This is a genomic window from Desulfonatronovibrio hydrogenovorans DSM 9292, from assembly GCF_000686525.1.
Taxonomy (GTDB): Bacteria; Desulfobacterota; Desulfovibrionia; order Desulfovibrionales; family Desulfonatronovibrionaceae; genus Desulfonatronovibrio; species Desulfonatronovibrio hydrogenovorans.
In genome coordinates this window covers 659,356-684,325 of sequence record NZ_JMKT01000008.1, presented here as the reverse complement: position 1 = coordinate 684,325, position 24,970 = coordinate 659,356, and the positions used below count along the sequence as shown (strand labels likewise).

Annotated in this window: 24 protein-coding genes; 9 read left to right on the top strand and 15 right to left on the bottom strand. The window is 50.8% G+C overall.

The window, feature by feature from the left end:
• Genes hemB through ahbA form a run of 3 tightly spaced genes read left to right on the top strand, consistent with a single transcriptional unit; the run spans position 1 to position 2,544 of the window.
• Complete coding sequence (gene hemB / locus P771_RS0104775) at positions 1 to 984, top strand: porphobilinogen synthase (RefSeq protein WP_028574238.1); 984 nt, start codon at positions 1 to 3, stop codon at positions 982 to 984.
• Positions 985 to 2,067, top strand: a complete 1,083-nt coding sequence (ahbD, locus tag P771_RS16500; protein WP_035243875.1) for a heme b synthase — start codon at positions 985 to 987, stop codon at positions 2,065 to 2,067.
• A 3-nt stretch (positions 2,068 to 2,070) separates the two neighbouring features.
• Positions 2,071 to 2,544 (top strand): siroheme decarboxylase subunit alpha, encoded by a 474-nt coding sequence (gene ahbA / locus P771_RS0104765; RefSeq protein WP_028574237.1) that lies wholly within the window; start codon positions 2,071 to 2,073, stop codon positions 2,542 to 2,544.
• A 112-nt stretch (positions 2,545 to 2,656) separates the two neighbouring features.
• On the opposite strand, the gene tkt is transcribed toward ahbA, so the two are convergent.
• The 7 genes from tkt to P771_RS16490 all read right to left on the bottom strand — a co-directional run bounded on the left by tkt (position 2,657) and on the right by P771_RS16490 (position 10,013).
• Positions 2,657 to 4,633 (bottom strand): transketolase, encoded by a 1,977-nt coding sequence (tkt, locus tag P771_RS0104760; RefSeq protein ID WP_028574236.1) that lies wholly within the window; start codon positions 4,631 to 4,633, stop codon positions 2,657 to 2,659.
• Positions 4,634 to 4,718: 85 nt separating this feature from the next.
• The gene (gene rpiB / locus P771_RS0104755; RefSeq protein ID WP_028574235.1) at positions 4,719 to 5,162 is read right to left on the bottom strand and encodes a ribose 5-phosphate isomerase B; all 444 of its coding nucleotides are present in this window, start codon (positions 5,160 to 5,162) and stop codon (positions 4,719 to 4,721) included.
• Positions 5,163 to 5,178: 16 nt separating this feature from the next.
• Entirely contained in the window at positions 5,179 to 5,553 is a 375-nt protein-coding gene (locus tag P771_RS0104750; RefSeq protein ID WP_150112125.1) for a hypothetical protein, read from the bottom strand.
• 162 nt (positions 5,554 to 5,715) lie between these two features.
• Positions 5,716 to 6,486: a hypothetical protein gene (locus P771_RS0104740; protein ID WP_028574233.1), complete on the bottom strand. Its 771-nt coding sequence runs from the start codon at positions 6,484 to 6,486 to the stop codon at positions 5,716 to 5,718.
• Complete coding sequence (locus tag P771_RS0104735) at positions 6,483 to 8,189, bottom strand: tetratricopeptide repeat protein (RefSeq protein ID WP_028574232.1); 1,707 nt, start codon at positions 8,187 to 8,189, stop codon at positions 6,483 to 6,485. Before P771_RS0104735 ends, P771_RS0104740 begins: the two co-directional genes overlap by 4 nt.
• Before the next feature lie 98 nt (positions 8,190 to 8,287).
• On the bottom strand, positions 8,288 to 9,061 hold the full coding sequence (locus P771_RS16495; RefSeq protein WP_051617116.1) for an HD domain-containing protein: 774 nt from the start codon (positions 9,059 to 9,061) through the stop codon (positions 8,288 to 8,290).
• Positions 9,054 to 10,013, bottom strand: a complete 960-nt coding sequence (locus P771_RS16490; protein WP_051617115.1) for a sigma-70 family RNA polymerase sigma factor — start codon at positions 10,011 to 10,013, stop codon at positions 9,054 to 9,056. The genes P771_RS16495 and P771_RS16490 overlap by 8 nt, the downstream gene beginning before the upstream one ends.
• Positions 10,014 to 10,310: 297 nt before the next feature.
• Here P771_RS16490 and P771_RS0104715 point away from each other — a divergent pair, with 297 nt between their 5' ends.
• The 6 genes from P771_RS0104715 to radA all read left to right on the top strand — a co-directional run bounded on the left by P771_RS0104715 (position 10,311) and on the right by radA (position 16,515).
• Positions 10,311 to 12,722 carry a homocysteine S-methyltransferase family protein gene (locus P771_RS0104715; RefSeq protein ID WP_028574231.1) on the top strand — a complete coding sequence of 804 codons (2,412 nt, stop codon included), beginning with the start codon at positions 10,311 to 10,313 and terminating at the stop codon, positions 12,720 to 12,722.
• Positions 12,719 to 13,186: a TlpA family protein disulfide reductase gene (locus P771_RS16485; protein ID WP_051617114.1), complete on the top strand. Its 468-nt coding sequence runs from the start codon at positions 12,719 to 12,721 to the stop codon at positions 13,184 to 13,186. The genes P771_RS0104715 and P771_RS16485 overlap by 4 nt, the downstream gene beginning before the upstream one ends.
• Before the next feature lie 2 nt (positions 13,187 to 13,188).
• A complete protein-coding gene (locus P771_RS0104705; RefSeq protein WP_028574230.1) occupies positions 13,189 to 13,656 on the top strand; it encodes an N-acetyltransferase in 468 nt (155 codons plus the stop codon).
• A gap of 53 nt (positions 13,657 to 13,709) precedes the next feature.
• A complete protein-coding gene (gene hpt / locus P771_RS0104700) occupies positions 13,710 to 14,228 on the top strand; it encodes a hypoxanthine phosphoribosyltransferase (RefSeq protein ID WP_028574229.1) in 519 nt (172 codons plus the stop codon).
• 121 nt (positions 14,229 to 14,349) lie between these two features.
• Entirely contained in the window at positions 14,350 to 15,180 is an 831-nt protein-coding gene (locus P771_RS0104690) for a DUF3426 domain-containing protein (protein ID WP_028574228.1), read from the top strand.
• A 6-nt stretch (positions 15,181 to 15,186) separates the two neighbouring features.
• Positions 15,187 to 16,515 carry a DNA repair protein RadA gene (radA, locus tag P771_RS0104685; protein ID WP_028574227.1) on the top strand — a complete coding sequence of 443 codons (1,329 nt, stop codon included), beginning with the start codon at positions 15,187 to 15,189 and terminating at the stop codon, positions 16,513 to 16,515.
• A gap of 81 nt (positions 16,516 to 16,596) precedes the next feature.
• Here the strand turns inward: radA and P771_RS0104680 are convergent, their stop codons facing one another.
• The 8 genes from P771_RS0104680 to P771_RS0104640 all read right to left on the bottom strand — a co-directional run bounded on the left by P771_RS0104680 (position 16,597) and on the right by P771_RS0104640 (position 24,688).
• The gene (locus tag P771_RS0104680; protein ID WP_028574226.1) at positions 16,597 to 17,799 is read right to left on the bottom strand and encodes a replication-associated recombination protein A; all 1,203 of its coding nucleotides are present in this window, start codon (positions 17,797 to 17,799) and stop codon (positions 16,597 to 16,599) included.
• A 94-nt stretch (positions 17,800 to 17,893) separates the two neighbouring features.
• Positions 17,894 to 19,519, bottom strand: coding sequence for a citramalate synthase (cimA, locus tag P771_RS0104670; RefSeq protein WP_028574225.1), 1,626 nt, complete (start codon positions 19,517 to 19,519; stop codon positions 17,894 to 17,896).
• Between the two features lie 60 nt (positions 19,520 to 19,579).
• Positions 19,580 to 20,815, bottom strand: a complete 1,236-nt coding sequence (locus P771_RS0104665; protein ID WP_028574224.1) for an aspartate kinase — start codon at positions 20,813 to 20,815, stop codon at positions 19,580 to 19,582.
• A 59-nt stretch (positions 20,816 to 20,874) separates the two neighbouring features.
• Positions 20,875 to 21,351 carry a tRNA (adenosine(37)-N6)-threonylcarbamoyltransferase complex ATPase subunit type 1 TsaE gene (gene tsaE / locus P771_RS16480; RefSeq protein WP_244147290.1) on the bottom strand — a complete coding sequence of 159 codons (477 nt, stop codon included), beginning with the start codon at positions 21,349 to 21,351 and terminating at the stop codon, positions 20,875 to 20,877.
• A 43-nt stretch (positions 21,352 to 21,394) separates the two neighbouring features.
• Positions 21,395 to 21,850: a CBS domain-containing protein gene (locus P771_RS0104655; RefSeq protein WP_028574223.1), complete on the bottom strand. Its 456-nt coding sequence runs from the start codon at positions 21,848 to 21,850 to the stop codon at positions 21,395 to 21,397.
• A 79-nt stretch (positions 21,851 to 21,929) separates the two neighbouring features.
• Complete coding sequence (locus P771_RS0104650) at positions 21,930 to 23,507, bottom strand: bifunctional ADP-dependent NAD(P)H-hydrate dehydratase/NAD(P)H-hydrate epimerase (RefSeq protein ID WP_028574222.1); 1,578 nt, start codon at positions 23,505 to 23,507, stop codon at positions 21,930 to 21,932.
• 27 nt (positions 23,508 to 23,534) lie between these two features.
• Positions 23,535 to 23,915, bottom strand: coding sequence for a holo-[acyl-carrier-protein] synthase (locus P771_RS0104645; protein ID WP_028574221.1), 381 nt, complete (start codon positions 23,913 to 23,915; stop codon positions 23,535 to 23,537).
• Positions 23,916 to 23,962: 47 nt separating this feature from the next.
• Positions 23,963 to 24,688 carry a pyridoxine 5'-phosphate synthase gene (locus P771_RS0104640; RefSeq protein WP_028574220.1) on the bottom strand — a complete coding sequence of 242 codons (726 nt, stop codon included), beginning with the start codon at positions 24,686 to 24,688 and terminating at the stop codon, positions 23,963 to 23,965.
• Between the last annotated feature and the right edge of the window lie 282 nt (positions 24,689 to 24,970).

Genomic DNA, 24,970 nt, shown 5'->3' with positions numbered 1-24,970 from the left:
TTGTCTTTATTTTTTAGGGGTCGAAGACTTCGCAAAACCCCCGCCATCAGGGGCCTGGTCAGAGAAAACCTGATCAATCCAAAAGATCTGGTTCAGCCGTACTTTGTACTGGACGGGGTTGAGCCGGATTTTGAAAAGCCTATTGCATCAATGCCTGGTCAGTCCCAGCTGGGTCTGGCCAGCCTGAAAAAACGCGTGGCCAAGGATGTCAACCTGGGCCTGACCGCAGTCATCCTGTTCGGGATCCCAGAACATAAGGACGGCACAGCATCCCAGGGCTACGCCCCGGACGGAATCATCCAGAAGGCCGTGGCTGAACTCAAGTCCGACTTTCCTGATCTGGTGGTGATTACAGACGTCTGCCTTTGCGAGTACATGGATCACGGCCATTGTGGAATCATAGAGAAGGGTAAGGTCCTCAACGATCAAAGCCTGGAGCTTCTTGGCAGTACAGCCCTGTCCCACGCCCGGGCAGGGGCAGACATGGTCGCCCCGTCAGACATGATGGACGGCCGGGTAAGTCACATCCGGAAGGTGCTGGACCAGGAAGGTTTTCTTGACCTGCCAATCATGTCCTATGCAGTAAAATATGCCTCAGCCTATTACGGCCCCTTTAGAGATGCCGCTCACAGCGCTCCGGCATTCGGTGACCGGAAAACCTATCAGATGGATCCGGCCAACTCCAGGGAAGCCATGCGCGAGGCCCAGGCCGATATCAACGAAGGGGCCGACATCCTCATGGTCAAGCCTGCCCTGCCCTATCTGGACATAATCAGAGACCTGCGCCACAATTTCACCCTGCCTGTTGCTGCTTATCATGTCAGTGGAGAGTACAGCCTGATCAAAGCCGGAGCAGGTCTGGGGCATATTGATGAGAAAAAAATCGTGATGGAATCAATGACTTCCATCAAAAGAGCAGGCGCTGAGATCATTATCACCTACTATGCCCGGGAGATCCTGTCCTGGCTCAAGGAAAACCAGTAGATGCATCCTAACCACAATCATTCGACCAAGACACTCCCTTTACGCCTTGTGGCCTGGGAAATAACCCGGTCCTGTAATCTGGCCTGCAAGCATTGCCGGGCCGAAGCCCATCCTGAACCATTTGCAGGCGAACTGACAACAAAAGAAGCCATGGACCTGATTGATACTTTCCCGGCAACCGGGGACCCGGTGGTTATCTTTACCGGAGGCGAACCCTTGCTCAGGCCCGATGTGTTTGATCTGGTTGCTTATGCATCCAGCCTTGGACTTCGCTGCGTAATGGCTCCCAACGGCACCCTTATCACCCGGGAAAATGCCGGACTCATGAAGCAGTCCGGAATCCAGCGATGCAGCATCTCCATTGACGGACCAACAGCGCCAGAACATGATCTTTTCAGAGGGGTTCCAGGCGCTTTTGACCAAGCCATGACCGGGATCGAACATCTCAAAAGAGCTGGGATCCCTTTTCAGATCAATACTACTGTTACCAGGGACAACCTGGACAAATTCAAGGATATTTTCCAGCTGGCCCACAACCTTGGCGCTGTTGCCTGGCATATCTTCATGCTGGTTCCCACTGGGAGAGGATCTGAAATCTCTGACCAGGCTATTTCTGCCAGGGAATATGAAGAAGTCTTGAACTGGTTTTATGATTTCCGCAAAACCACAGATATGCATCTCAAGGCCACCTGCGCCCCCCACTATTACAGGATTATGCGTCAGAGGGCCAGACAGGACAATATTGCTGTAACCAAGGAGAACTTTGGCCTGGATGCCATGTCCAGGGGCTGCCTGGGCGGTATAGGGTTTTGTTTTATTTCCCATACCGGGCAGGTCCAGCCCTGCGGCTACCTCGAACTTGATTGCGGAAATATCAGAAAGCAGCCTTTTCCCGAGATCTGGAAAGGCTCATCCAGGTTCCTGGAATTAAGGGACATAAATCAGTATAAAGGAAAATGCGGAATCTGCGAATATCACCGGGTCTGCGGGGGATGCAGGGCCAGGGCCTTTACCATGGAAAAGGATCACCTTGCCCCGGAGCCTCTTTGCACTTATGAACCGGCCAGGACAAAAAAGGATTAAGGCATGTCAACTCAACCAGACTTATCCCGGGAAGATAGAAAAATCCTGGACATCATTCAGACTGATTTTCCTCTGGAATCAAGGCCTTACGCTGTTATCGGAGCCAAAATCGGCCTGACTGAGGCTGAAACCCTCAGCCGGGTCAGAAGGCTCAAGCAAAAAGGAGTCATCAGGAGAATCGGGGCCAACTTTCAGTCCAAAAAGCTGGGATGGCACAGCACCTTGTGTGCGGCCTGTGTTCCCCAGGACAAGATTGAGGAGTTTGTGGCCGAGGTTAACAGCCATCCCGGGGTGACCCACAATTATCTGCGCAGACACAGGCAGAATATATGGTTTACCTACATCGGCCCTTCTGAAGAAGCTGTCAGGAATGCCCTTCAGGAAATAACCCGCAAGACCGGCATAGAGATCCTGAACCTGCCTGCCAAAAGCATGTTTAAGATAAAAGTGGACTTTCCAATGGAGGATAGAGGCTGAACTGGTTGATCTGAGGCAGCAAAAAGCCGGGACAAATCCCGGACGGCTCAAGAAAAACCGGACCCCTTACAGGAAGGCCTGAAATATATGGGGCCCGGTTGAACAGATGCTTCTAGATCCTCTTTTTGACGAATTCAGCAAACTGTTTGGCAGTAAAACCGAATTTCTCAGCCAGGACCTTGCCTGGGGCTGACTCTCCAAATCTGTCCAGCCCATAGACGTATCCATCCAGCCCCACATACCTGTACCAGATGTCTTTTCTACCAGCTTCAATGGCGAACCTCTTCCTGACATGCCCAGGCAGGATGGTTTCCTTATACTCATCGTCCTGGGCTTCAAACAACTCCAGACACGGGGCGCTGACCACCCTGATCCTGGACGGGGCAAGAATTGAAGCAGCCTCCATGGCGATGTGAACTTCGGAACCCGAAGCAATGATGATTATTTCCGGGTCCTGAACGTCCTTGAGTATGTATGCCCCTTTTTCCACCCCGGTTGCGACCTGGGGAAACTTGTCAAGATCCAGAACCGGCACTCCCTGTCTGGTCAGCATTAAGGCACTGGGAGTTTTGGTCTGGGCCAAGGCTATTCCCAGGGATAGTTTCGTCTCCACGGCATCTGCCGGTCTGAACACATAAAAATCCGGGATAAGCCGCAAGGAACTGATGTGTTCTATGGGCTGGTGGGTGGGACCGTCTTCCCCGACATAGAACGAATCATGGGTGAATATATGGAGCACCGGAAGCTTCTGCAGCGCAGCCATGCGCAGGGCGTTTCTCTCGTAGTCGGAAAAAACAAGGAAGGTTGCTCCAAAGCCGATTACTCCCCCATGAAGAGCCATGCCGTTCAAGATTGCTCCCATGGGGAACTCCCTTACTCCAAACGGCAGGTACCTTCCGGACGGGTTGGTGACGTTATGAAAAATTCCGGTCCCTTCCCTGAATTTTACAGTCTGGTTAGAAGGGTCAAGGTCTGCTGATCCACCTAGAAAATTAGGCAGCTGATCCATCAAGGCATTCAAACAGGAACCAAATGCCTTGCGGGTTGCAATGTTCTGCCCGGGCTCAAAGTCTGGAAAATCAAGATGTCTGGACTCAGGTGCAGCATGGATGAAATTCCAAAACCTGGTCTTTTCTTCAGAGCTGCGCAGCACCTCATCAAGCCTGTGTTTCCAGTGATCCGCTTTCTGAATCAGGGATGAAAACCTGTCCTGGAAATGGTCCAGGGCGTCCTGGGGAAGGTAGAATTCCTTGTCCTGGGGAAGGCTGAGTCTTGCTTTGGTTTGAGATATTTCCTCTGGAGAAAAGGGAGCCCCGTGGGTTTTTTCACTGCCCTCTAAACTTGCACTGCCCTTGGCCATAACAGTATGACCGATGATCAAGGTCGGCCTCTGTTCTTCGGTCTTTGCAGCTGTAATGGCCTTTCGGATCTGGTCGTGGTCATGTCCGTCTATCTCTATGACCTGCCAGCAGAAGGCCTCAAATATTTTTTTATAATCAGAGCAGTCAGCCCGGTCTGTTGGTCCAGCCAGCTGAATCTTATTGCTGTCGTAGTAAACAATGAGCTTGCCAAGCCCCCATCCTCCAGCCAGAGCAGCACTGCCCAGAGAAATAGGTTCCTGCAGGTCTCCATCTGATGCCAGGACATACGTAAAATGATTGCAGATCTCAGATCCCAGGTTGGCCCGTAAAAAAGACTCGGCAACAGCCATGCCTACGGACATTCCCACCCCCTGTCCCAGGGGCCCGGTGGTGGCTTCGACTCCCGGAGTCATATGGTGTTCGGGATGCCCCGGAGTCCGGCTGCCCCACTGCCTGAAGGACTTCAGGTCGTCCAGGGTCAGAAAGCCGCTCATGCACAGCACACTGTAAAGAAGCATGGATTCATGCCCTGCTGACAGAACAAACCTGTCCCGGTTAAACCACTGGTCATCCTCAGGATTGAAATCAAGGAATTCCCTGAACAGAATATATAAATAATCGGCTGAAGACATGGCCCCACCAGGATGGCCGGAATCAGCCTTTCTGGTGCCATCCATGATCAGTCCCTTGATAATGTTGACTACTTTGTAATCGAGTTCTTTTGTCATTTGAAATCCCGTTTCAGACTTCTGGTTTAGCATGTGATTGTAATAACAGCCCTGCGTCAGGTGCCTCCTCATTATTAGGAGAGGATCAGCAGGACTGGACCATATTTTCCATCAGCTCGATCCGTTGAAGGTGCCTTCCTCCTTCAAAGGAAGAGCAGAGGAAAGCGTCCATAATACTTCTGGCCAGGTCAACCCCGATAATTCTTTCCCCCAGGCAGAGGACATTGGCATTGTTATGCATCCTGGACATTCTGGCCATGTATTCATTGGAGCACAGGGCTGCCCTAATCCCGGGAATGCGATTGGCTGCAATGGACATTCCAATCCCTGATCCACAGATGAGTATGCCCGGGCACCCGAGTTCCAGGACCTTGGTGCAGAGCTTTTTTGCATAAACCGGATAATCACAACTTGTCTTTTCTGAAGGTCCCACATCCATGATGTCATACCCATGGCCAAGGTGATCCATCAGGGTCTCTTTGAGATTCATCCCGGCGTGATCCGAACCAAAAACAATTTTTTTCTTCATGTTGCTGCTTACTTCTCTATCTTTTTTTAAAAATTCTTTTTCTTCGCTTTTCAACAAACATCTGCCTCCTGGCCAGCAGTTCTTTTTCCAGGTACAGGATCTCCTCATTCAAAAGTCCCATCTGCCCCAGGACAAGGTCCAGCTCAGGTGACTTGAAACTTACTTCAGATCCGGACTTTTTCGTCTCCTCCACCACCAGGTCGGCCAGCCTGATCTTTTCCTGGACAATTCTTTTTTTCAGCTGGCTGATTTCCCAGCTGACGCACAGGTTTTTGAAGGACCAGCCGATCTCGGTGAAAATCACGATCCATCCAGCCCGGAACAACTCAAAAGGACCAAGCCCGCTCTTCAGGGCGTGATCCTGCAAACACCGGTCAGTTGAAGATTTCATGGTTTCTGCCTCTTGCTCGTTGAAACTTGACATGACTTCCGGCCTGCGAATCCAGGTCTAAAATCCAGACCGGCAGAGAATGGTTGACTTGCCCGGGCCTGTCAAGCCCCTGGTCAACCCCCTTAAATTGCCTGCCAAAGTACCCGGCAGGCTGCGAAAATCTTAAAAATCGGGAAGATAAACCACGCCAGCCCCGGGAGGTGTTTCCAGGATAAGCTGATCATCTTCCCAGCCTTCTCCGTTAAAACTGACCGACCTGATCCGGACCAGAGCCCTGTCACTATCTGACAGCTCCATGTCCAACCTGGAATAATAACTGAACTCACCGTTTTCGGTCCTGTCCCCCAGCACCACCTGCCATCCCTGACCAGCCATGGAATGAACCGTTCCATCCTGGGCCAGGACCACCTCCTGGACCAGATGGTCTTTGACTTCATACTTCCAGCGGCCATTATAAATTATTGCCCGGTGATAAGTTTCCGGGACCAGCTCACCGAAAGCTCCAAGAAGGACCATGACCGTTGCCCTGAGGTCCAGAGGACTGGGATAGCCAAGCATGCTGGCCCCGAGGCTTCCGTCGTGATGGACGTACGTTGTGTTTTCCCCGGGAAAATACGCCTGCCACACCAGGTCGTCTTCATACCACATGGCTATGGTCTGGCCGAATCCGGCACTTAAATCCATGCGGATAGGATAATTGATCCTTCCCCACAAAACCGACCTGATCCGGTTCCTCTGACCAGGAGTAATATAACTGACAGAAGCGTTGATGAGAAAAGGCTGTCCAGGGGGTATTTCAGAAATCCCGGACAGAAAATCAGCCCAGACCGTTTCAGGGGGCCTTTCCAGAGGAATCTTTTTGGGGGCGCATCCGGCTAGTCCAAGAAAAATCAGCATGCATACCAGGGACCGGATAAAAAAGCTTCCTATCATTCCGGACCTGTTGCCTTTTCCTGCAGTTCGTCCTGAACCGTCTGGAGCTTGTCCAGAATTCTGTCAGGATCTTCAGGGTCATGGGCAAGAGCATTTTTATACCCGAAAAGGGCCAGATCGGGCATGCTCATGACCCTGGCAATGTCTCCATAGTGTTCCCATATTACAGGATCAGTATCGACAAGCTCTACTGCCCGCTGGATTTCCTTCCAGGCCAGGGAATAATTGCTCTGCCGGTAATAAACCCAGGCCAGAGAATCAATGTAATAGCCATTATAAGGGTCCAGGCTCAAAGCTCTTTTTATCAGTACCAAAGCCCTGTCCAGGTCCTTGTTGTCATCAGCCAGGGTATAGCCCACATAATTCAGGGCCTCATGATGATCCTGGTCTACGGAGATTATTTCTTCCATGACAGTCAAGGACATTTCCCTTTGGCCCATTTTGTCCAGAACAACCCCTTTTCTGAACAAAAGATCGCTGTTCAGAGGCCATTTTTCCAGTCCCAGCTCAATGACATCCAAGGCGGCCTGGTGATCGTCAAGGATCTCAAGCAGCACCGATTCAAAAAGAAAGAACCTGACCTCCGGAGTTTGAGCCGCCCTGCCCAACCTGGCCAGATCCAGGGCCTGCCCATAGTTCTTCTGTTCATAATGAATCTGGATCATGAAGGACAGGGACTGAAGGTAATAAAAATCATCTTCTGGAATATTGTGAAGCTGATCCAGAGCTTCATCTGGATCAGACCAACCCTCATAGGCTATCAGGGCCAGATAAAAGTAGACTGTTGGAGGATAAGCCCCCCTGAGCCTTATCTGATCCAGGATCTCATAGGCATGATCATAAAAACTGTTCCTTATGAACTGATTGGCTCCGTCCAGCCTGAACTGGACATCAACCGGGCCTCTTTCAAGAAAATCCAGGGCCTTGTCCGGATTGTTCAGTTTAAGGTTCAGTTCTATGATCCGCAGGATCAAATCAGGATTGGTTTCTCCAAAACCAAGGAGTTTTTCATAAATCTTTTCAGCCTGGAGATAGTCCCGGTCCTGTTCATAGATAAAAGCCAGTTCAGCCCAGGCCTGCAGAAACATCGGGTCTTCATCTACGGCCCGTCTCATGAATATGACCGCTTTTCTGCGGTCTCCCAGTTCAGCTGCAGCCCTGCCCATATAGTAGTATATCTCTGGCGTCCTTTGTCCTTCCGGAACCTGATCCAGGATGTCCATAACCTTGGGATGATCTCCCGCCTCCAGATAAAAAGAGGCCAGATCCAGCAGCACCCCCAGGTCGTGGGGAGCCTTTTCCCTGTACTGTTCAAGAACTTCCACAGCTTCATCCTGCCTGCCGGCGGCCAGCAGCAGTTCAGCCTGGAAAAAAAGCAGGTCAGGCTCACCAGGAAACAGGTCAGCCGCCTTTTGAGCAGACTCAACAGCCCTGTCCTGATCCCGTCCATTCCAGTAGGACCTGGCAAGCTCCATCAGCAGCTCGGCCGAAGGTCTGATCCGGACCATTTCCTCCAGATGAGCGGCCCCTTCCAGAAAATTCCCCCTGGCCAGATGGTCCTGGGCTCTCAGGTAGTTATAGATGAGCCTTGCTTCAACACCCAGGTCCTGAACCGGAGCTCCAGGCCCAGGACCTGGTTTGACAGCGCATCCGCAAAGCAGGACAAGGAACCCCAGAATAAATATGGTATTTTTGATCAGCATATCATTAATATCGCAGCAACCAGCCCAAGTCTGAATAATTATCGGTTCATCCTTGAAACCTGACTAGTTCCAGTCAGACTTCCAACCCTGAAGACCGGCTAATCCAGCCTGCATCCAGCTTCCAGGTCTGGGCCGCAATCCTCCCTGAGAAGTCTGTAGACCTTTGAACCGACTTCAAGGCCGCATTTAATGAATTCCGGCCCGTACATGCGGCCGGTCTCAGTCCTGAAGGTTTCACCGACACTTTCAATAAACTTAAGCCCCTTGGGAAAACGCTCAATGATCTCTTCCAGCGACCACTCTTCAAAACAGCATATTTCCCAGAGAGTGGTGATGAAATTGTCCGGCCCCCAGCGAAACTTGTCAGCGTCATAAAGAACATCGCTTAGAATCTGCTGCCTTTGGGAATCTGCACGTTCAGCATCCTTAAAGGCTTCATGGTTGCTTACGGCAAAGGCGATGTCTTCTTTGTCTTTACTGGAAAGAGGATAATTATTCAGGATCAACAGAGAAAATTCTGCCCCTTTGCGGGCGTGGTCTTCATCCTGGCGGCAGACATCATGAAGCAGTCCACACATCTGGGCCAGAATGCATGTCTTCTTGCTTTCAGCAGGCTTTTCCCAGGCCCTGGTTTCTATGATGGCCAGCATGCCGGCGTCAATGGCCACCTTTTTGGAATGTTCAATACCATGACCGAACCCATCATTGAGAAAGGGCAGGACATCCTCCCTGAGCCGCAGAATCATGGGGTGACTGAAAAATATATCCCTGGAAAGGGCATATTCTGAAGAAAACTGAGAATAAAATTCAAGATTGCACTGCCGGGCTATCATCCCCGCCTTATTCCTTACCCGGACCAGCTTGTCATGCATCGTCAATCCACTCCCTGGAAAAATCAGTTACATTTTCAGTAATCTGGCTCTTGATTTTTTCCAGCAACCTGGCTTCAATCTGCCTGACCCTTTCTCGGGTAATGCCGTACTTTTCTCCTATCTCCCTTAAAGTAATGGGTGATTCTGCCAGCAACCTCAACTCAATGATGTCCCTTTCCTTTTCATTGAGTTTGGGCAGCAATTCCTGTATATTCTGATTCAAAATTCCGGCTGTCTCTTCCTGAAGCAGGATCTCCTCTGCCCCATCGCCAATGGCCGGGATCACGTTCATAGGAGTTATTTCCGAGTCATCACTGTAAGGCATGTCCAGGGAAAGGTCGTGCTGACCAAGTCGCTGTCCCATTTCCACCACGTCGGCCTGGGAAACATCCAGATTCTGAGAAATGGTGTCCGCGTCTGGAGTAATGCCCAGAGATTCCAGACGCTGCTTTTCCTTGCCCAGGTTATAGAACAGCTTGCGCTGGGCCTGGGTGGTCCCCACCTTGACCATCCTCCAGTTGTCCATAATAAACTTGAGTATGTAGGCCCTGATCCAGAAAGAAGCGTAATAGGAAAATTTGATCCCCTTGTCTGGATCAAACTTTTTCAGGGCTTTCATAAGCCCCACGTTGCCTTCCTGGATCAGATCCAGGACATTTTTCATCCACTTGCGCTGGAACTCCATGGCTATCTTCACCACCAGGCGCAGGTTGGAAGTGACCAGCTTCAGGGCTGATTCACGATCCCCATCTTCTCTGTACTTCCTGGCCAGTTCAAATTCTTCTTCAGCCGACAAAGGAGGGAAGCGACCCAGCTCACGCAAATAAATTTTCAGCGGATCAGTCACACACGGAGTTGAACCCTTGTTCGCACAGATATCTTTAATATCTTTATTTTTTTTCTGCTGATCCGGCTTGGACTTTCCAGAAGTATTTTTGTCTTTTATGGTCATTGAGACAATCCACGGATGTTATTCTCAGTTCAAAATAAGCAAGGCTCCATCCCCCTGGTCCGGAAAAGAGTCAGGGCCAAATCAAAAAAGGCCCGGTCAGCTCTAAATCAACCAGCAGGATGCAGTCTGGATGCCCTGTCAAGGCTGAACCAGGGATTTTTGAGCTTATAGTTTTTGTTTGTCCTTTTCAATAAATTTCAGTATGCCGTTTTCTTTACGATTTATCAAATAGTCAAGAAGGCCTCCGGTACATCCGAAGCGCCAAACTACCACCCGCCAGGAGTTGCAGGCTTTTTCATGCGCTTTTCACAACTGCTGAACAATGACCGGATAATCATCTTTGATGGAGGCATGGGGACCCTTCTCCAATCCAGAGGACTCAAACCCGGCCAGTCTCCTGAAGATTTGGGCCTGGCTCGCCCTGAAATCATCAGGGAGATCCACAGCCTGTACATCTCGGCAGGCTCCAGAATAATCACTGCCAACACCTTCGGCGGCACCAGGTACAAATTGCGTCCAGACGTGGACCCATTGGACTTCAACAGAAAAATGGCAGAAATTGCTGTCCTGGCTGCTGAAGGCCGGGCTATTGTAGCCGGGAGTGTTGGTCCGACCGGGAAAATACTGGCCCCCCTGGGAGATATTTCCTTTCCAGAACTACTGACTGCCTTTAAGGAACAAATCAAGGGACTGGCTTTGGGCGGGGCAGACCTTATCCTGGCCGAGACTCACTTTGACCTGGCCGAAGCCAGGGCAGTGGTCATCGCTGCCAGAGAAGTATGCGATCTCCCTGTAGCTGTATCCATGACTTTTGAAAAGGGACAGAGCCTGACCGGGACTCCCCCTTCAGTATTTCTCGACACAATGCAGAATCTTGGCGTGGACATCATAGCCATTAACTGCAGTTCAGGTCCTGAAGACTTCATTCCCCTGGTCAAATCCATGCTGCCCCGGCTGGAAACCCCGTTGCTGATCCAACCCAATGCCGGCCTGCCGGTCCTGGAAAACGGGCAGACCGTGTTCAAGCTGGGCCCTGAAGATTTTGCTCAGAGACTTTTTCCTTTTCTCAAGATGGGGGTCAAGTTTCTGGGAGGATGCTGCGGCACCACCCCGGACCACATCAAGGCTTTGTCATCCATGGTCCGGGACTACCTATGGCACAAACCCGAGCCTGAGGACAATCCCTGTATCATTCTAACTTCCAGAAGCAGGAGTGTTCCCTTTGGATTCAGCCATGATCCGGTCCTGGTGGGCGAAAGGATAAATCCAACCGGAAAAAATGATTTGATAAAGCAGCTCCAGGGTTTTGAACTGACAAGGGCTTTGGAGCTGGCAGAAGAACAGATGGAGCAGGGCGCTCAGGTCCTGGATGTGAATGTGGGTGCTCCCATGGTGGATGAGCCTGCGCTTCTCCCGGCCTTGACCAGGGAACTGGTCTCAAAGTTCGACTTTCCTTTATGTATTGATTCCAGCAGTATCCAGGCCATAAAAAACGCCCTGCTGGAATATCCTGGAAGTCCCCTGGTCAATTCCATAAGCGGAGAGCAGGACAAGATGGATTTACTGGGACCTTTATGCCGGGACATGGGCGCGCCCTTTATCCTGCTGCCTCTGGAAGGAAATAAACTTCCTGCCACTGCTGGCCAGCGGATCAAAATAATCAACAGACTCCTTGAAAAGGCCCTGGACCTGAACATCCCCAAACGTTTGATCCTGGTTGATGCACTGGCCCTGACCCTGTCCTCCCATGGCGGTGCAGCCAAGGACTGTCTGACGGTAATCAGACACTGTCGTGATGAATTGGGGCTGGGAACCATAATGGGGCTTTCCAATATTTCCTTTGGTCTTCCAGCCAGGGAACTGGTCAACTCAACCTTTCTGGCCATGTGCCTTTGTTCAGGCATGAGTTCACTCATTGCCAATCCTGGATCGGCCAGACTCATGGAAACCCTTTCTGCAGCCAGAGTAGTCCTGGGGCATGATCCCATGGCCCAGGACTTTATCCAGAACTACTCATCATGGAAACCTTCCGGAGTTTTGAACAGGGCTTCTGCCCGCGAAAAATCCGTTTTTGCCTCATCCCTGCAGGAAGCCGTAATAAAAGGAAAAAAAGAATCCATTGTCCGCCTGATAAAGGATGAAATCAAGAACGGACGAGGCCCCTTTGAGATTGTCAGCCAGGAAATGATTCCAGCCATCAATATTGTGGGCGAAAAATACGAAAAAAGGGAATACTTTCTTCCTCAGCTCATTCTTAGTGCAGAAACCATGAAAACAGGCTTTGAATTCCTGAAGCCCATGCTGAAAAAAAACGAGGAAGATCAGGGTCCGACAGTAGTAATGGCCACGGTTGAAGGCGATATTCACGATATCGGAAAAAATATCGTCTCCCTGATGCTCAGAAATTACGGCTTCAACGTGGTGGACCTGGGTAAGGATGTTCAGGCCGGAGAGATAGTTGACACAGCAGAAAGACTTAAGGCAAAGGTTATTGGACTGTCCGCCCTCATGACCACAACTATGGTCAAGATGGAGGAAACCATTGCCCTGGTCAGGCAAAAAAGCCTGAATTGCAGAGTCATGGTCGGAGGAGCAGTGGTCACTCAGGCCTTTGCTGACCGCATCAGGGCCGACGGCTACGCAGAAGATGCTGTGGCAGCCGTCAAACTTGCCCAGCAGCTTAGCCGTCCTGGACAGGGAGAATCATGAAAAACCTTTTTTTTACTTTAACCCTTTTTCTTTTATTTATCATGCCTGTCCAGCCGGTTCAGGCCCAGGACATACCAACGGTCAACCCCCAGGACATTGAAGAGGTCATCCGCCAGGAACAGGGCCGGGTCCTGCTATTGAACTTCTGGGCTACATGGTGTGCGCCGTGCAGAGCGGAAATCCGGGAGCTGGTCAAAATCAGAGAGGCATATTCCCCTGATGACCTGTCCATAATTGGTCTGTCCCTGGATTTTGACCCCGGGATGATCCCTGCCTTCATGGAAAGAATGGACATGAACTATCCGGTTATGCATGCCACTGATCAGGTCATGAGCAGCATGGAGATAGACAGCATCCCCTACACCCAGATATTCAAACGCGATGGGAATCTGGCTCATGAGTTTTTTGAACTTGTTGAAACTGAAATTCTGCTGGAAATAATTGACGAGCTGACCCGGGAATAAAATTGGATAAATATTTTCTGCGCAAGGCGCGAATCAGCGATGTCAAGTCCATTCACACCATCTTGATGGACTGCTCAAAACAAGGGCTGCTCCTGCCCCGATCTTACAGCGACTTGTACGGGCATTTACGGGATTACTATGTCATTGCCAGGGATCATGGCCCGGATGTCCTGGGCTGCTGCGCCCTGAGCATTGTTTGGGAGAGTCTGGCAGAAATCAGGTCCCTGGCTATTGTTTCGGAACTAAGAGGAATGGGCTGGGGCCGAAAGCTGGTTGAGTCCTGTCTGAGCGAGGCCATAACCCTTGGCATATACAAAGTATTCACCCTGACTTACCAGTCAGCCTTTTTTTCCAGACTGGGTTTTGTTGAGATCTCCAAGGACGTTCTGCCTCAGAAGGTCTGGGCTGACTGCCTGCGCTGCCCTAAGTTTCCCGATTGCGACGAAACAGCCATGCTCATGGAAATGTAATGTCCTGCATGTTCTGCAGAATCACCAGCCATAAAAAAAACAGGATTTAGCCAATGCATCTAAAGGAAGTTTTCGGACAAGATGTCATCCGGAAGAGAATAGAGGAAATGGCCAAAGACATTTCTTCTGACTTCCAGGACAAACCTCTGGTAACGGTATGCGTGCTTAAGGGTGCTTTTATTTTCTATGCCGATCTGGTCCGGTCCATGTCCATTGATCCTGAAATGGACTTTGTCCGGATGTCCAGCTATGGTGATCAGACTTCCTCTTCGGGCAAGGTGATTTTTTCCAAGGATATGGAAATCCCCATCAAGGGAAAACATGTCCTGATCGTTGAGGATATTGTGGATACGGGACGTTCGGTGTCGTATCTCAGAAGGGTCCTTGAAGCCCGTGGTCCCCAGTCCATCAGTGTCTGCGCCCTTATCGACAAACACGAACGACGGGAAGTGGACGTGAAAGTCGACTATGCGGGTTTTGCCTTGCAAAGGGGATTTATTGTGGGTTACGGGCTAGACTATGCAGAAAAATACAGGAATCTACCTGGTGTTTTTGAAATAGTTCCTGACTAGTTGACAGCAGGCTTTCCTGATTTTCTTAATGAAAATTCCGGAAAAACCCTGTCCATGGCTTGTCAGGATAGCCCGGTAAAAAAGCATTAAACATACTGCTCATTCCAACCGGAGATCAGCTATGATAGTCCAGTGTCCCAACTGCAATACCAAGTACAATTTCGACGATTCCAGTCTCAGTGACTCAGTCAAGGTTCGCTGCACAAGATGTAAACATGTGTTCAAGGTGTCACCCCTTGATGATAAAGATGATTCCCAGTTCCAGGACACTGATGCTGATTTTTCTCTGGGGACCAAAAAAAGCAGGAAAAAGAAAGAGGCTGAAGAAACCCCCCAATGGGACCCCAATGACCTGAACGTGGATCTTGTCCCCCCGGTCAACAAAAAACTGGAACGGCGCAAAGCCATCAGGTCAGGGCTGATTTCTCTGGCTGTCATTGCCCTCATCGGACTTGGGCTGTATTATGTCTTGCCCAGGATGGACAACAGCCTGAGCATATCTTTTCTGGACAGTCAGCCCCCCAAGGAGGAAGAGACTGATAAGGAGTTTACAGAAGAAGACGTCAAGGACATCTCCCTGGACAACATTCGCCAGTACTTTGTCAGCAATGACAAGATCGGGCAGCTCTTTGTCATCGAGGGACAGGCTGTGAACAATTTTGATGTGCCCAAATCCATGATAAAACTGCGGGCCACCCTTTACAATGCCCAAGGGAACCAGGAGGTCAGCAAAGACTTCCTGTGCGGCAATGTGGCTTCCCTGTTTCAGCTCCAGGTCTCTTCCCAGGAAGAGCTTGAATCAACCCTCCAAGCCAGGCTTGGCATTCTTACCACCAATAAATTCATCGAGCCCGGGGGCTACACTCCCTTTATGGTGGTATTCTATAACCCGCCCGAAGAAGTCCAGGAGTTCGGCCTGGAAGTAATTGAGGCCCATGACCCTGCTCCCTGATCTTTAATGAAAGGCAAAATCACTTACTTCTGCACAATATGCAAGGCCCCTTCTCCCCGCTGGCAGGGCCAGTGCCCAAGATGTGGTGAATGGAACACTCTGGAGCCGGGTCGATCCCGGCAGGACAGACCTGGTCAAGACCCGTCTTCAGGAGCTCAGCCGGTAGACATCAAGTCAGTGGATACTGCTTTTGCTGACTCCATCAGCACCTCAATGTCCGAACTGGATGACCTCCTGGGCGGGGGCATAGTTCCAGGTTCGGTTATCCTTCTTGGGGGAGAACCCGGGATAGGAAAATCAACCCTCCTGCTCCAGCTTTGCGCCGCCATGGCAGGAAAAGACAGCCCTTCCCTTTATGTCAGCGGTGAGGAATCTCTGCCCCAGATCAGGTCCAGAGCTCAACGGCTGGGCCTTCTGGAAAATAAGATCCAGGCTGTTTCCACAAATTCTCTGGAAGACGTCCTGAACACCTTTACCTCTGATCTGAACTTCAGGCTCATGGTCATTGACTCGGTTCAAACCCTGGTCAGTCCAGACCTTGATTCCATTCCAGGCACCCCTTCCCAGATCAGGGCTGTATCATCAATGCTCATCCAGAAAGCCAAGGAGACGGATACCTGTATAATCCTTGTGGGCCACGTGACCAAAGAAGGGCAGATAGCCGGTCCCAAAATGCTGGAACATATGGTTGACACCGTCCTTTACCTTGAAGGAGACAAAGAGCATCTGTTCAGGATACTGCGGGTGGTCAAGAACAGATTCGGACCGGCCAATGAACTGGTCATGTTTGAAATGACCGGTACAGGACTGAATATAGTCAATGATCCATCAACTTTTTTCCTTCAGGCCAGGGACCCTGCTTTGAGCGGTTCGGCCGTGGTCATGGCCGTGGACGGACAAAAACCCTTTGCCGTGGAAGTCCAGGCCCTGGCCAGCTCGAGTTTTCTGGCCATCCCTCGAAGGACCGCCCTGGGATTCGACCTGAATAGACTGCATCTCCTCCTGGCGGTGATGGAAAAAAAACTTAATCTTAATCTGGCCCAGTCAGACATCTATGGAAAAATTGGCGGAGGTCTGAGGCTCGGAGACCCTGGCATGGATCTGGGGCTGGTGGCAGCTGTTTTGTCTTCCTTTCACAACCAGAGTCTGCCTGAACGCTCTGTTTTCTGGGGGGAAATCGACCTCAATGGTCAGGTCAGGCCGGTCCTGGCCCAGGATCTGAGGATGAAGCAGGCTCTAAAGCTGGGCTACAAACCCGTATTCTGCCCCAAGTCCCCCAATTGCAGGACAGGGCTGGCCACCATCATGGAACTGCAGGATCTTCTTTTTAACTGATACAACCCTGCCCTGGGTTTGACTGCCGCCAGAAACAGCCTGATTTCCAGGATCTGTCTGTAATCCCTGGGACAGCGCTGTCTATAGCTTTTTTCTTTTTTTCAGCCAGGCCAGAAGCCTTGGCTCGTGACCCTGGGCCTTGGGGGTATAGAATTTTCTGCCAGCCAGATCAGCCGGGAGATATTCCTGACTTATCCAGGCTTCAGGGTAGGCGTGAGGGTACCTGTAGCCCTGGCCATATCCCCACTCCTTGTGCAGGCTGGTGGAAGGATTTCTCAAATGCAGGGGCACAGGCCTGGGTCCGTTTAAACGGACCTCTTTCTGAGCGGCCAGATAGCCGGCATAGGATGAATTGGACTTGGGAGCCAGAGCGAGGTAGACAACAGTTTCAGCCAGCGGAATGAATCCCTCGGGCATTCCCACAAATTCCACCGCATGCTGGCAGGACACAGCCACTGGCAAGGCCATGGGCTCGGCCAGTCCGACATCTTCAGAAGCAGACAGGACCAGTCTGCGGCAGACAAATCTTGGATCCTCCCCTGACTCCAGCAAGCAGGCCAGATAATAAAGGGCTGCATCTGGATCGCTTCCCCTGATGGACTTGATCAGGGCCGAGGCCAGTTCGTAGTGACTGTCTCCGTCTCGGTCCCCCCTGATGACCGCATCAGGCAAGGCTGTTTTGAGCCGGTCAGGCTCAAGGTCTTTTGGATCAAGATCCCGGACATATTCCAGAAGGTTCAGAAAAATCCTGGCATCACCGCCGGCCAGGGCAGCCAGCAGCTCCTGGCTGCTATCCGGAATCGGGTGATCAATGACCTTTTGCGCTCTGGCTGCAATCTCCAGCAGCTCAACCCGGCTGAGGCTCCTGAGCCTTAATATGTTCATCCTGGACAAAAGCTGACGGGTCACGCTGAATGATGGATTTTCAGTGGTTGTGGCCAGGAGGATTATCTCTCCGGTTTCCAGCAGAGGAAGAAAAAAATCCTGCTGGGCCTTGGAAAAACGGTGGAGCTCATCCAGGATGAGAATCTCGATGCCGGAAATCCTTTTCCGCAGCTCTGCCAGACCCACTTCAGGGGCGCTCAGCCGGATATGTTTTTTTCCCTGACCTGCGGCGATGATCAGGGCCAAAGTGGATTTCCCACATCCAGGAGGGCCAAAAAAAAGGGTGCTCTGTAATCGAGTTCCCTGGATCATGGCCTTGATTCTGGTTTTTAAATGACTTTGCCCGACAAATTCTTCTAGGGATCCGGGCCGGATCTGTTCGGCAAGTGGCTTTTGCATCTAGGGTGCTGAACTCCTGGCTGAAGCAGGTCATGAAAAACCAGCACAGCTGTTTCAAAACTGATACCAGTTATTTTTCCTGTCTCTGAAACAGCTAGTCTTTTTCGGCCTCCTTGATGGCCTTGGTCAGTTTCTGCTGGTCATCCTTGAACAGCTTGTAGTTCAAGGAATCCACCAATGCCTGGCGGCTCGCCTCAATTATATTGAATGAAACTCCCACAGTCACCCATTGGGAAGTATGGTCTGCAGACTCAATAAGCACCCTGACCCTGGAAGCGGTTCCTGAATAGTTGTTGGTATTGTTCACCGAAAACACCCTGACCTTGAAGTCAGCCAAGTGCATTTCAGACAGGGACGGATAGAACTTTTCCAGGGCCTTGCGCAGGGAGTTATCCAGAGCATTGACCGGCCCTTTACCGGTGGCTGCCGTGTGCTCAAGCATTCCCCCCACCCGGACCATGACCGTAGCCTCGGAAAAGGGCTCTTCATCTTTATCCCGCTTGGATTCCAGGACCCTGTATGAGTCCAGGGTGAAATATTTCCTGGCCCGCCCCAGGGTCCTGTTAAGCAAAAGCTCAAAAGAAGCCTCTGCAGCTGAGTATTCGTAACCCTGACTCTCCAGGTTCTTGAGTTTGGATAAAAGATCCAGGACAAAAGGATCATCCTTGTCCAGGTGAAACCCGTATCTTTTGGCTTTAAACAGGATGTTGCTCTGGCCGGCCAGGTCTGACAGAAGGATGCGCTGTTTGTTGCCCACCAGCTCCGGCACAATATGCTCATAAGTCCTGGCATTACGACGTACAGCGCTCACATGAATCCCCCCTTTATGGGCGAATGCCGACCTTCCCACAAATGGCTGACGATGAAAAGCGCCCAGGTTGGCTATTTCGGCCACATAATGGGCAGTAGAAGACAACAGACTCAGCTTTTTCTCAGGCAGGCATTTTACCCCCATCTTGAGCTGCAGGCAGGGGATGATGGAACAGAGATTTGCATTACCGCACCGCTCGCCGTAGCCATTAATGGTCCCCTGGACCTGGACAGCTCCAAGCTCCGCAGCCATGAGGGAATTGGCCACAGCCAGTTCAGAGTCATTGTGGGTGTGGATGCCAAAGGGCATATCCGGAATCCTGCTTTTCACTTCCCTGACTATTTCGCTGATTTCAGTGGGTGTGGACCCCCCGTTGGTGTCACACAGGATCACAACATCAGCCCCCCCCTCAAGGGCTTTTTCCAGGCAGGAAACAGCGTAGTCCCTGTTGGCCTTGAACCCGTCGAAAAAGTGTTCTGCATCAAAAAAAAGCTCTCTGACCCTGGGCCTTAAATAGGCCAGAGAATTGTAAATCAGCTCAAGGTTTCTTTCCAGAGTGGTTCTTAAGGCATCATGGACATGTACGTCCCAGGTCTTGCCGAATATCGTAACCACATCAGTCTCAGCAGCAATCAGGGCTGCCAGGTTGGAATCTGTTTCCGGAGTTTTTTTAGCAGGATGGGTGCTGCCAAAGGCAGCGATCCTGGAGTTCTTAAGGGCGTAATTCTTGATCTCCCTGAAAAACTTCTGATCAGTGGGATTGGATGCTGGCCAGCCGCCTTCGATGTAGTGGATTCCCAGTTCATCTAGTTTGCAGGCTATTCTTACCTTGTCTTCGGTTGAAAAGTGAACGTCCTCGGCCTGGGAACCGTCGCGCAGAGTAGTGTCATATATTTTTATTGTACTCATGATGTCCTGGTCAAATCTAAAAGGATGGATCCTGATCCGCTCAGATTTTCTTTAAAAAAATTAACAGGTGGTCCTGACTGCCTCATGATCCAGGCCAAAGGCCTCGTGCAGAGTACGCACAGCCAGTTCAGTGTATTTCTCTTCAATGAGGCAGGAAATCTTGATCTCCGAAGTGCTGATTATCATAATATTGATATTCTCATTTTTCAGAGCAGAAAAAGCAATGGCCGCCACTCCGGCATGGTTGCGCATACCTACTCCAATAACCGAAACTTTGGCCACATCAGCATCGTACAGGACGTCTTTTGCCCCGATTTCACCCTTGATCCTCTCCAGGATCTTGATGGTTTCCTTGATATTACCTTTGGGTACGGTGAAAGTCATATCGGTTTTGCCTTCCCTGCTGGGATTCTGAACAATCATATCCACAACAATATTGGCTCCGGAAATGGGCTCGAATATCTTGGCCGCTACTCCGGGTTCATCATATACCCCAGCCAAGGTGATCCTGGCCTGATCCTTATCATAGGCTACCCCTGAAACCATTGCCGATTCCATGCTCTTATCCTCCTGAACGACTAAAGTTCCGGGCTCATGGCTGAAGGTGGATCGCACATGGACCGGAACATTGAATTTTTTGGCGAATTCCACCGACCTGATCTGCAGGACTTTGGCCCCCATGCTGGCCATTTCCAGCATCTCATCATAGGCTATCTTCTTGATCTTCCTGGCCTGGGGGCAGATATTCGGATCAGTGGTGTATACCCCGTCAACATCAGTGTAGATCTCACAAACTTCAGCGCCCAGGGCGGCTGCCATGGCCACCGCCGAGGTATCAGACCCTCCCCGTCCCAGGGTGGTTATGCGCTGCTCACAGTCGCACCCCTGAAATCCAGCCACCACCAGCACGTCGTATCTGGTCAACACATCCTGGACGATTTCTTTGTCGATATCCAGTATCCTGGCCCTGCCAAAACTCTTGTCAGTCCTGATGGGTATCTGGAAACCAAGAAAAGACCTGGCCTTAATCCCGCAATCCTTGAGAATCATGCTGAACAGGGCGACCGAAGTCTGCTCCCCTGTAGCCAGAAGGACATCCATCTCACAGGGATCAGGACTTTTGGACCAGGAATGAGCCATGTCTAAAAGTCGATTAGTTACTCCGGACATGGCCGAGAGAACAACCACGACCTTATAACCGTTGTCCAGGGCCTTTAAAACCTTCTCCCTGACCTTGTGCATACACTCAAGGTCAGCCACCGAGGTCCCGCCAAACTTTTGCACCAGAATCCGCATCCGGATCATCTCCTTATTAAATCAATCCCAACCATAAAGACTGGGTTGAGAAAGTTGCGCTATCCAATTGATTCCAGGTCCAGCTGGACTTGCCCAACTGAACTTAACTGAACCACCCTATGATCCTTTTTAATCTGTATTTCAAGAACTAGGGCCTGCTCCGGCATCAGCCGAGCAGGAAGCAGCTCGCTCCACTCCACCAGGACCAGCCTGTTTCCTTCAAACAGGATATCTTCACTTTCCGGATCAAGACCAGCACCTTCCAGCCTGTATAAATCAAAATGGGCCGTCTCAGGTGTAGTGGGATAAATATTCAGGATATTAAAGCTGGGGCTGCTCACCTCAGCTTCAGCACCTCCAGGCAGACCAGACACGATCCCCCTGATCATGGTCGTTTTGCCCGCACCCAGAGGTCCCCTGAACATCACGGTTGGATATTCTGCACTCCTCATCAAGAGCCGGGCCAGCTTTTGACCAAAATCAAGGGTGGCTTCCTGGTCTTTCAGATCAAAACAGATTTTTTCAATTCTGCCCACTGAACAGCATCTCACATCAACAGTTCAACTGCCGCCAGACAATCTATTTTTCCTTCATCAGGGTCTTGAGCACATCAGCCTTGCCCACAACTCCCACCAGCCTGCCATTTTCCACCACAGGCAGGGTGTGAAACTTTTTATTGACCATTATTTCAGCCAGATCCTCAAGGCCTGTGTCTTCGCCTACATGTACAGGAGACGGGGTCATGGCATCCTCCACCCTGGCCGCAGCGATTTTTTTGATCTCCCTGTCCATTTTCGAAGTAGAGCCAAGAGGGAGGAGACTGTCAAAAAGAGTAAATAAGGAAGGAACAGGAATCTTTCTCTGCATGGCCACCAGATCACTCTGACAGATGATTCCCACTAGTTCATTCTGATCGTTGACAACCGGAATCCCGTTTATATTTTTCTCCAGAAGCAGCTTTGCTGCCTCGGGGATCTCGGTTTCCGGCCGGACCACGATGGGGTTTTTGGTCATTATATCCTTGGCAGTAATCATTATTTTCAATTCCTTTGTAATTATTATTTCATCAGAGGGGCTGGAAACACCCAGCCAGGAGTAATGAATTCATTATAGATCAGAATAACGAATCAGGACAGCATTCGGTTTCCTTGCTTCTGACCTTGGCCAGAATTCCTGGAAGAGCATCAGCAATTTCCCTGGCCAGGTTGCCCCTGAAGGGATAGGCCTTAGCCAGCTCTTTGCCGGCCAGACCATGCCAGTAGACCCCGATATTAGCGGCATCCACAGGTTCAAGATTCTGGCCCATAAGGCTTCCAATAACCCCGGCCAGAACGTCCCCGGCTCCGCCCACAGCCAGGTTGGGCACGGCAAAAGGTGACACGTAGAATGGGGACTCCTTTCCGGCAATAATGGTACACGCCCCCTTCAGGACCAGATTCCCTCCGAACTGACGGATGAATTCCCTGGCAAAGTGCGTCCTGTCTCTGTTTACTTCAGTGGCTGTGGTATCAAAAAACCTGGCCATTTCCCCGGGATGCGGGGTAAAAATTACATCCTCGGCCTTGGCCATCTTCTTGAACAGATTCTTATCCCTGGCAAAAAAGTAGAGAGCATCGGCATCAAAGAGTGACCTGGGATGTATATTATCAAGGTAGGCCTTGATAAAACCGGCAGTGTCTGAAGAACGTCCCATGCCAGGACCTACTATGACCGAGCTGAACTTAGGCAACCAGGGAACCAGGTCCTGCATCAGCCCTTTATGCCAGTCCTGGGAATCACCCAGGGGAAGGACCATAATCTCCGGCCATCCAGCCCTTATCTCCCGGGCCAGGGCACCGGGACAGGCAATGGTCACCAGTCCTGCACCGGCCCGCAAAGCTCCCAGGGCCGAGAGCACTGCAGCCCCGGAAAGACCGCTTGAGCCACCCACCACAAGGACATGACCGCCTTCGCCCTTGTGCATGGTTTTCTTGGGAAAAGCCACCTGGTCCAGAACCTGGATATTCAGGGCAAAATGCTGAGGAGGGTTGTCCCGTTTAATTTTTTTGGGGATTCCAATCTTCCCCACCGAAAGGCAGCCCACGTACTCCCTTGCATCAGGCTGGAGAAGACCCAGCTTGGCCTCTTCAAAGGTTATGGTGTCGTCGGCCCTGACCGCAACCGGACTGGGCTTACCCGTAATACCATCAATACCCGAGGGTATGTCCAGGGATATTACGTAGCTCTTTTTGGCCAGTTTGTTTATAGCCTTGATCCATTCAATGTAGCTGTCCCGCAGCTGACCGGAAAATCCGGTTCCCAAAAGACCGTCAACTATAATGTCCACTCCTTTTAGAAAATCAAGATTGTACTCATGCAGGTACATCAAAGGAATATCAAGGCTTCGGACCAGGGAAAGATGATAGGCAGCAGCCCCGGCATATTCCTTGAGCCTTTTGGAATGAAGGATCATCACCTTTACGTCATGATTCCACAAATGCCGGGCCAAGGCAAAGGCATCACCACCGTTGTTTCCTGATCCGGCAAAGACCAGGGCTGATCCTCCCCGGAAATTTTCAAACCTGAACTTGATGGTGTTCAATGCCTCCCGACTGGCGTTTTCCATGAGTATTTCAGGCAAAATCCCCAGCTCATCCATGGTCAGCCTGTCCCACTCAGCCATTTCTTCAGGAATCGGTAAAGGTAAATACATTATGACCACCCCCAGGTCGTTTGGATATTATGTTAATCTTTCAAGAATGACCACAGCAGCCGCAGTGTTCCGGCCATGACTCATGGACAAGTGAATCCTGTCAGCCCCGAGTTCTCTGGCCCGCTCAAGAGCGGGACCGGCAAACATAAGCTCTGGTGCTCCCAAGCTGTTGTTCGAAATTTCCAGGTGCTGCAGGGTGATTCCTCTGGAAAACCCGGTGCCCAGAGCCTTTACTCCGGCCTCTTTGGCAGCGAATCTTGAGGCGAGATAGAAAACAGGGTCAACAGGAGGAAGTTTTTCCGACTCATTGGGTGTAAGGATCCTGGAAACAAAACGGCCTCTGAATTTCTTGAACACAGAATCCACTCTGCTGATTTCCACCACATCCAGGCCTAATCCTACTATCATTTCAACCTGTGGATATCCTGTCCAGGACAGGATATCTGATAACTCTGTTACTCCACAAAATTCTGAATAATGTCAGACATGGCCTTCACTGCCTCGGCCATCCCGGTAAACACGGCCCTGGAAATAATACTGTGGCCAATTGAAAACTCATGGATACCGCTGACTTTGGAAAATCCGAAAATATTATGGTAATTAAGACCGTGACCAAGGTTGACCTTCAAACCGAGCCCCTGGGCATGGCGGATTCCTGAGACTATCTTTTCCAGTTCCTGCTGCCTCTCTTTGTGCCCGGCTGCATCAGCATAATGCCCGGTATGGATCTCCACATACTCGGCACCCGCCCTGGCCGCAGCATCTATTTGCCTGGGGTCGGCATCAATGAACAGACTGCTCCTTACCCCCGATTCATGGAAAGGTGTCAGAAAATCAGACAGTATTTTTTCCCTGCCCACGCAGTCCAGACCGCCTTCTGTGGTCAACTCTTCGCGTTTCTCCGGGACAAGGCAGACCATATAAGGCTTGGTCTTCAAAGCAATTCTCTGCATTTCTCCTGTGGCAGCCATTTCGAAATGCAGGTTGGTCTTGAGAGTTTCCCGTAACAGTTGCACATCCCTGTCCTGGATGTGCCTGCGGTCCTCACGCAAATGAACAATTATTCCTCTGGCTCCGGCCATTTCTGCCAGATGGGCTCCTGTAACCGGATCCGGCTCGACCCCCATTCTGGCCTGTCTGATGGTGGCTATATGATCGACGTTTACAACCAGTACCGGCATTGCCTTCTCCTCAACTTGTGATAAATTTAAAACTTTTCTCTCATGGAAAATAAAAAGTCAAGGGCCGGGGATGCTGTCTCCTCTGGCAGATCCGGCCTGGCTTTGATTATCAGTCAAATCAGGCCGGCACAAAAAACTCAATCTCCTTGCCCTCTTTCTAACCAGATGGTAACATTGGTTACCAAATTGAAATTTATCCTGGACAGACAGTGGCTGATTAACCTGAACCAGCAGCAGGTTACTCCAGACGAACAGACAACTACCTGTGTCCAGATGGATTCA

What these genes read in the sequence shown, in the direction of transcription:
- ahbD (WP_035243875.1), top strand. Translation starts at nt 985, where the DNA reads ATGCATCCTAACCACAATCATTCGACCAAGACACTCCCTTTACGCCTT.
- ahbA (WP_028574237.1), top strand. Translation starts at nt 2,071, where the DNA reads ATGTCAACTCAACCAGACTTATCCCGGGAAGATAGAAAAATCCTGGAC.
- tkt (WP_028574236.1), bottom strand. Translation starts at nt 4,633, where the DNA reads ATGACAAAAGAACTCGATTACAAAGTAGTCAACATTATCAAGGGACTG.
- rpiB (WP_028574235.1), bottom strand. Translation starts at nt 5,162, where the DNA reads ATGAAGAAAAAAATTGTTTTTGGTTCGGATCACGCCGGGATGAATCTC.
- P771_RS0104750 (WP_150112125.1), bottom strand. Translation starts at nt 5,553, where the DNA reads ATGAAATCTTCAACTGACCGGTGTTTGCAGGATCACGCCCTGAAGAGC.
- P771_RS0104740 (WP_028574233.1), bottom strand. Translation starts at nt 6,486, where the DNA reads ATGATAGGAAGCTTTTTTATCCGGTCCCTGGTATGCATGCTGATTTTT.
- P771_RS0104735 (WP_028574232.1), bottom strand. Translation starts at nt 8,189, where the DNA reads ATGCTGATCAAAAATACCATATTTATTCTGGGGTTCCTTGTCCTGCTT.
- P771_RS16495 (WP_051617116.1), bottom strand. Translation starts at nt 9,061, where the DNA reads ATGCATGACAAGCTGGTCCGGGTAAGGAATAAGGCGGGGATGATAGCC.
- P771_RS16490 (WP_051617115.1), bottom strand. Translation starts at nt 10,013, where the DNA reads ATGACCATAAAAGACAAAAATACTTCTGGAAAGTCCAAGCCGGATCAG.
- P771_RS0104715 (WP_028574231.1), top strand. Translation starts at nt 10,311, where the DNA reads ATGCGCTTTTCACAACTGCTGAACAATGACCGGATAATCATCTTTGAT.
- P771_RS16485 (WP_051617114.1), top strand. Translation starts at nt 12,719, where the DNA reads ATGAAAAACCTTTTTTTTACTTTAACCCTTTTTCTTTTATTTATCATG.
- hpt (WP_028574229.1), top strand. Translation starts at nt 13,710, where the DNA reads ATGCATCTAAAGGAAGTTTTCGGACAAGATGTCATCCGGAAGAGAATA.
- P771_RS0104690 (WP_028574228.1), top strand. Translation starts at nt 14,350, where the DNA reads ATGATAGTCCAGTGTCCCAACTGCAATACCAAGTACAATTTCGACGAT.
- radA (WP_028574227.1), top strand. Translation starts at nt 15,187, where the DNA reads ATGAAAGGCAAAATCACTTACTTCTGCACAATATGCAAGGCCCCTTCT.
- P771_RS0104680 (WP_028574226.1), bottom strand. Translation starts at nt 17,799, where the DNA reads ATGCAAAAGCCACTTGCCGAACAGATCCGGCCCGGATCCCTAGAAGAA.
- cimA (WP_028574225.1), bottom strand. Translation starts at nt 19,519, where the DNA reads ATGAGTACAATAAAAATATATGACACTACTCTGCGCGACGGTTCCCAG.
- P771_RS0104665 (WP_028574224.1), bottom strand. Translation starts at nt 20,815, where the DNA reads ATGCGGATTCTGGTGCAAAAGTTTGGCGGGACCTCGGTGGCTGACCTT.
- P771_RS0104655 (WP_028574223.1), bottom strand. Translation starts at nt 21,850, where the DNA reads ATGATTACTGCCAAGGATATAATGACCAAAAACCCCATCGTGGTCCGG.
- P771_RS0104650 (WP_028574222.1), bottom strand. Translation starts at nt 23,507, where the DNA reads ATGTATTTACCTTTACCGATTCCTGAAGAAATGGCTGAGTGGGACAGG.
- P771_RS0104645 (WP_028574221.1), bottom strand. Translation starts at nt 23,915, where the DNA reads ATGATAGTAGGATTAGGCCTGGATGTGGTGGAAATCAGCAGAGTGGAT.
- P771_RS0104640 (WP_028574220.1), bottom strand. Translation starts at nt 24,688, where the DNA reads ATGCCGGTACTGGTTGTAAACGTCGATCATATAGCCACCATCAGACAG.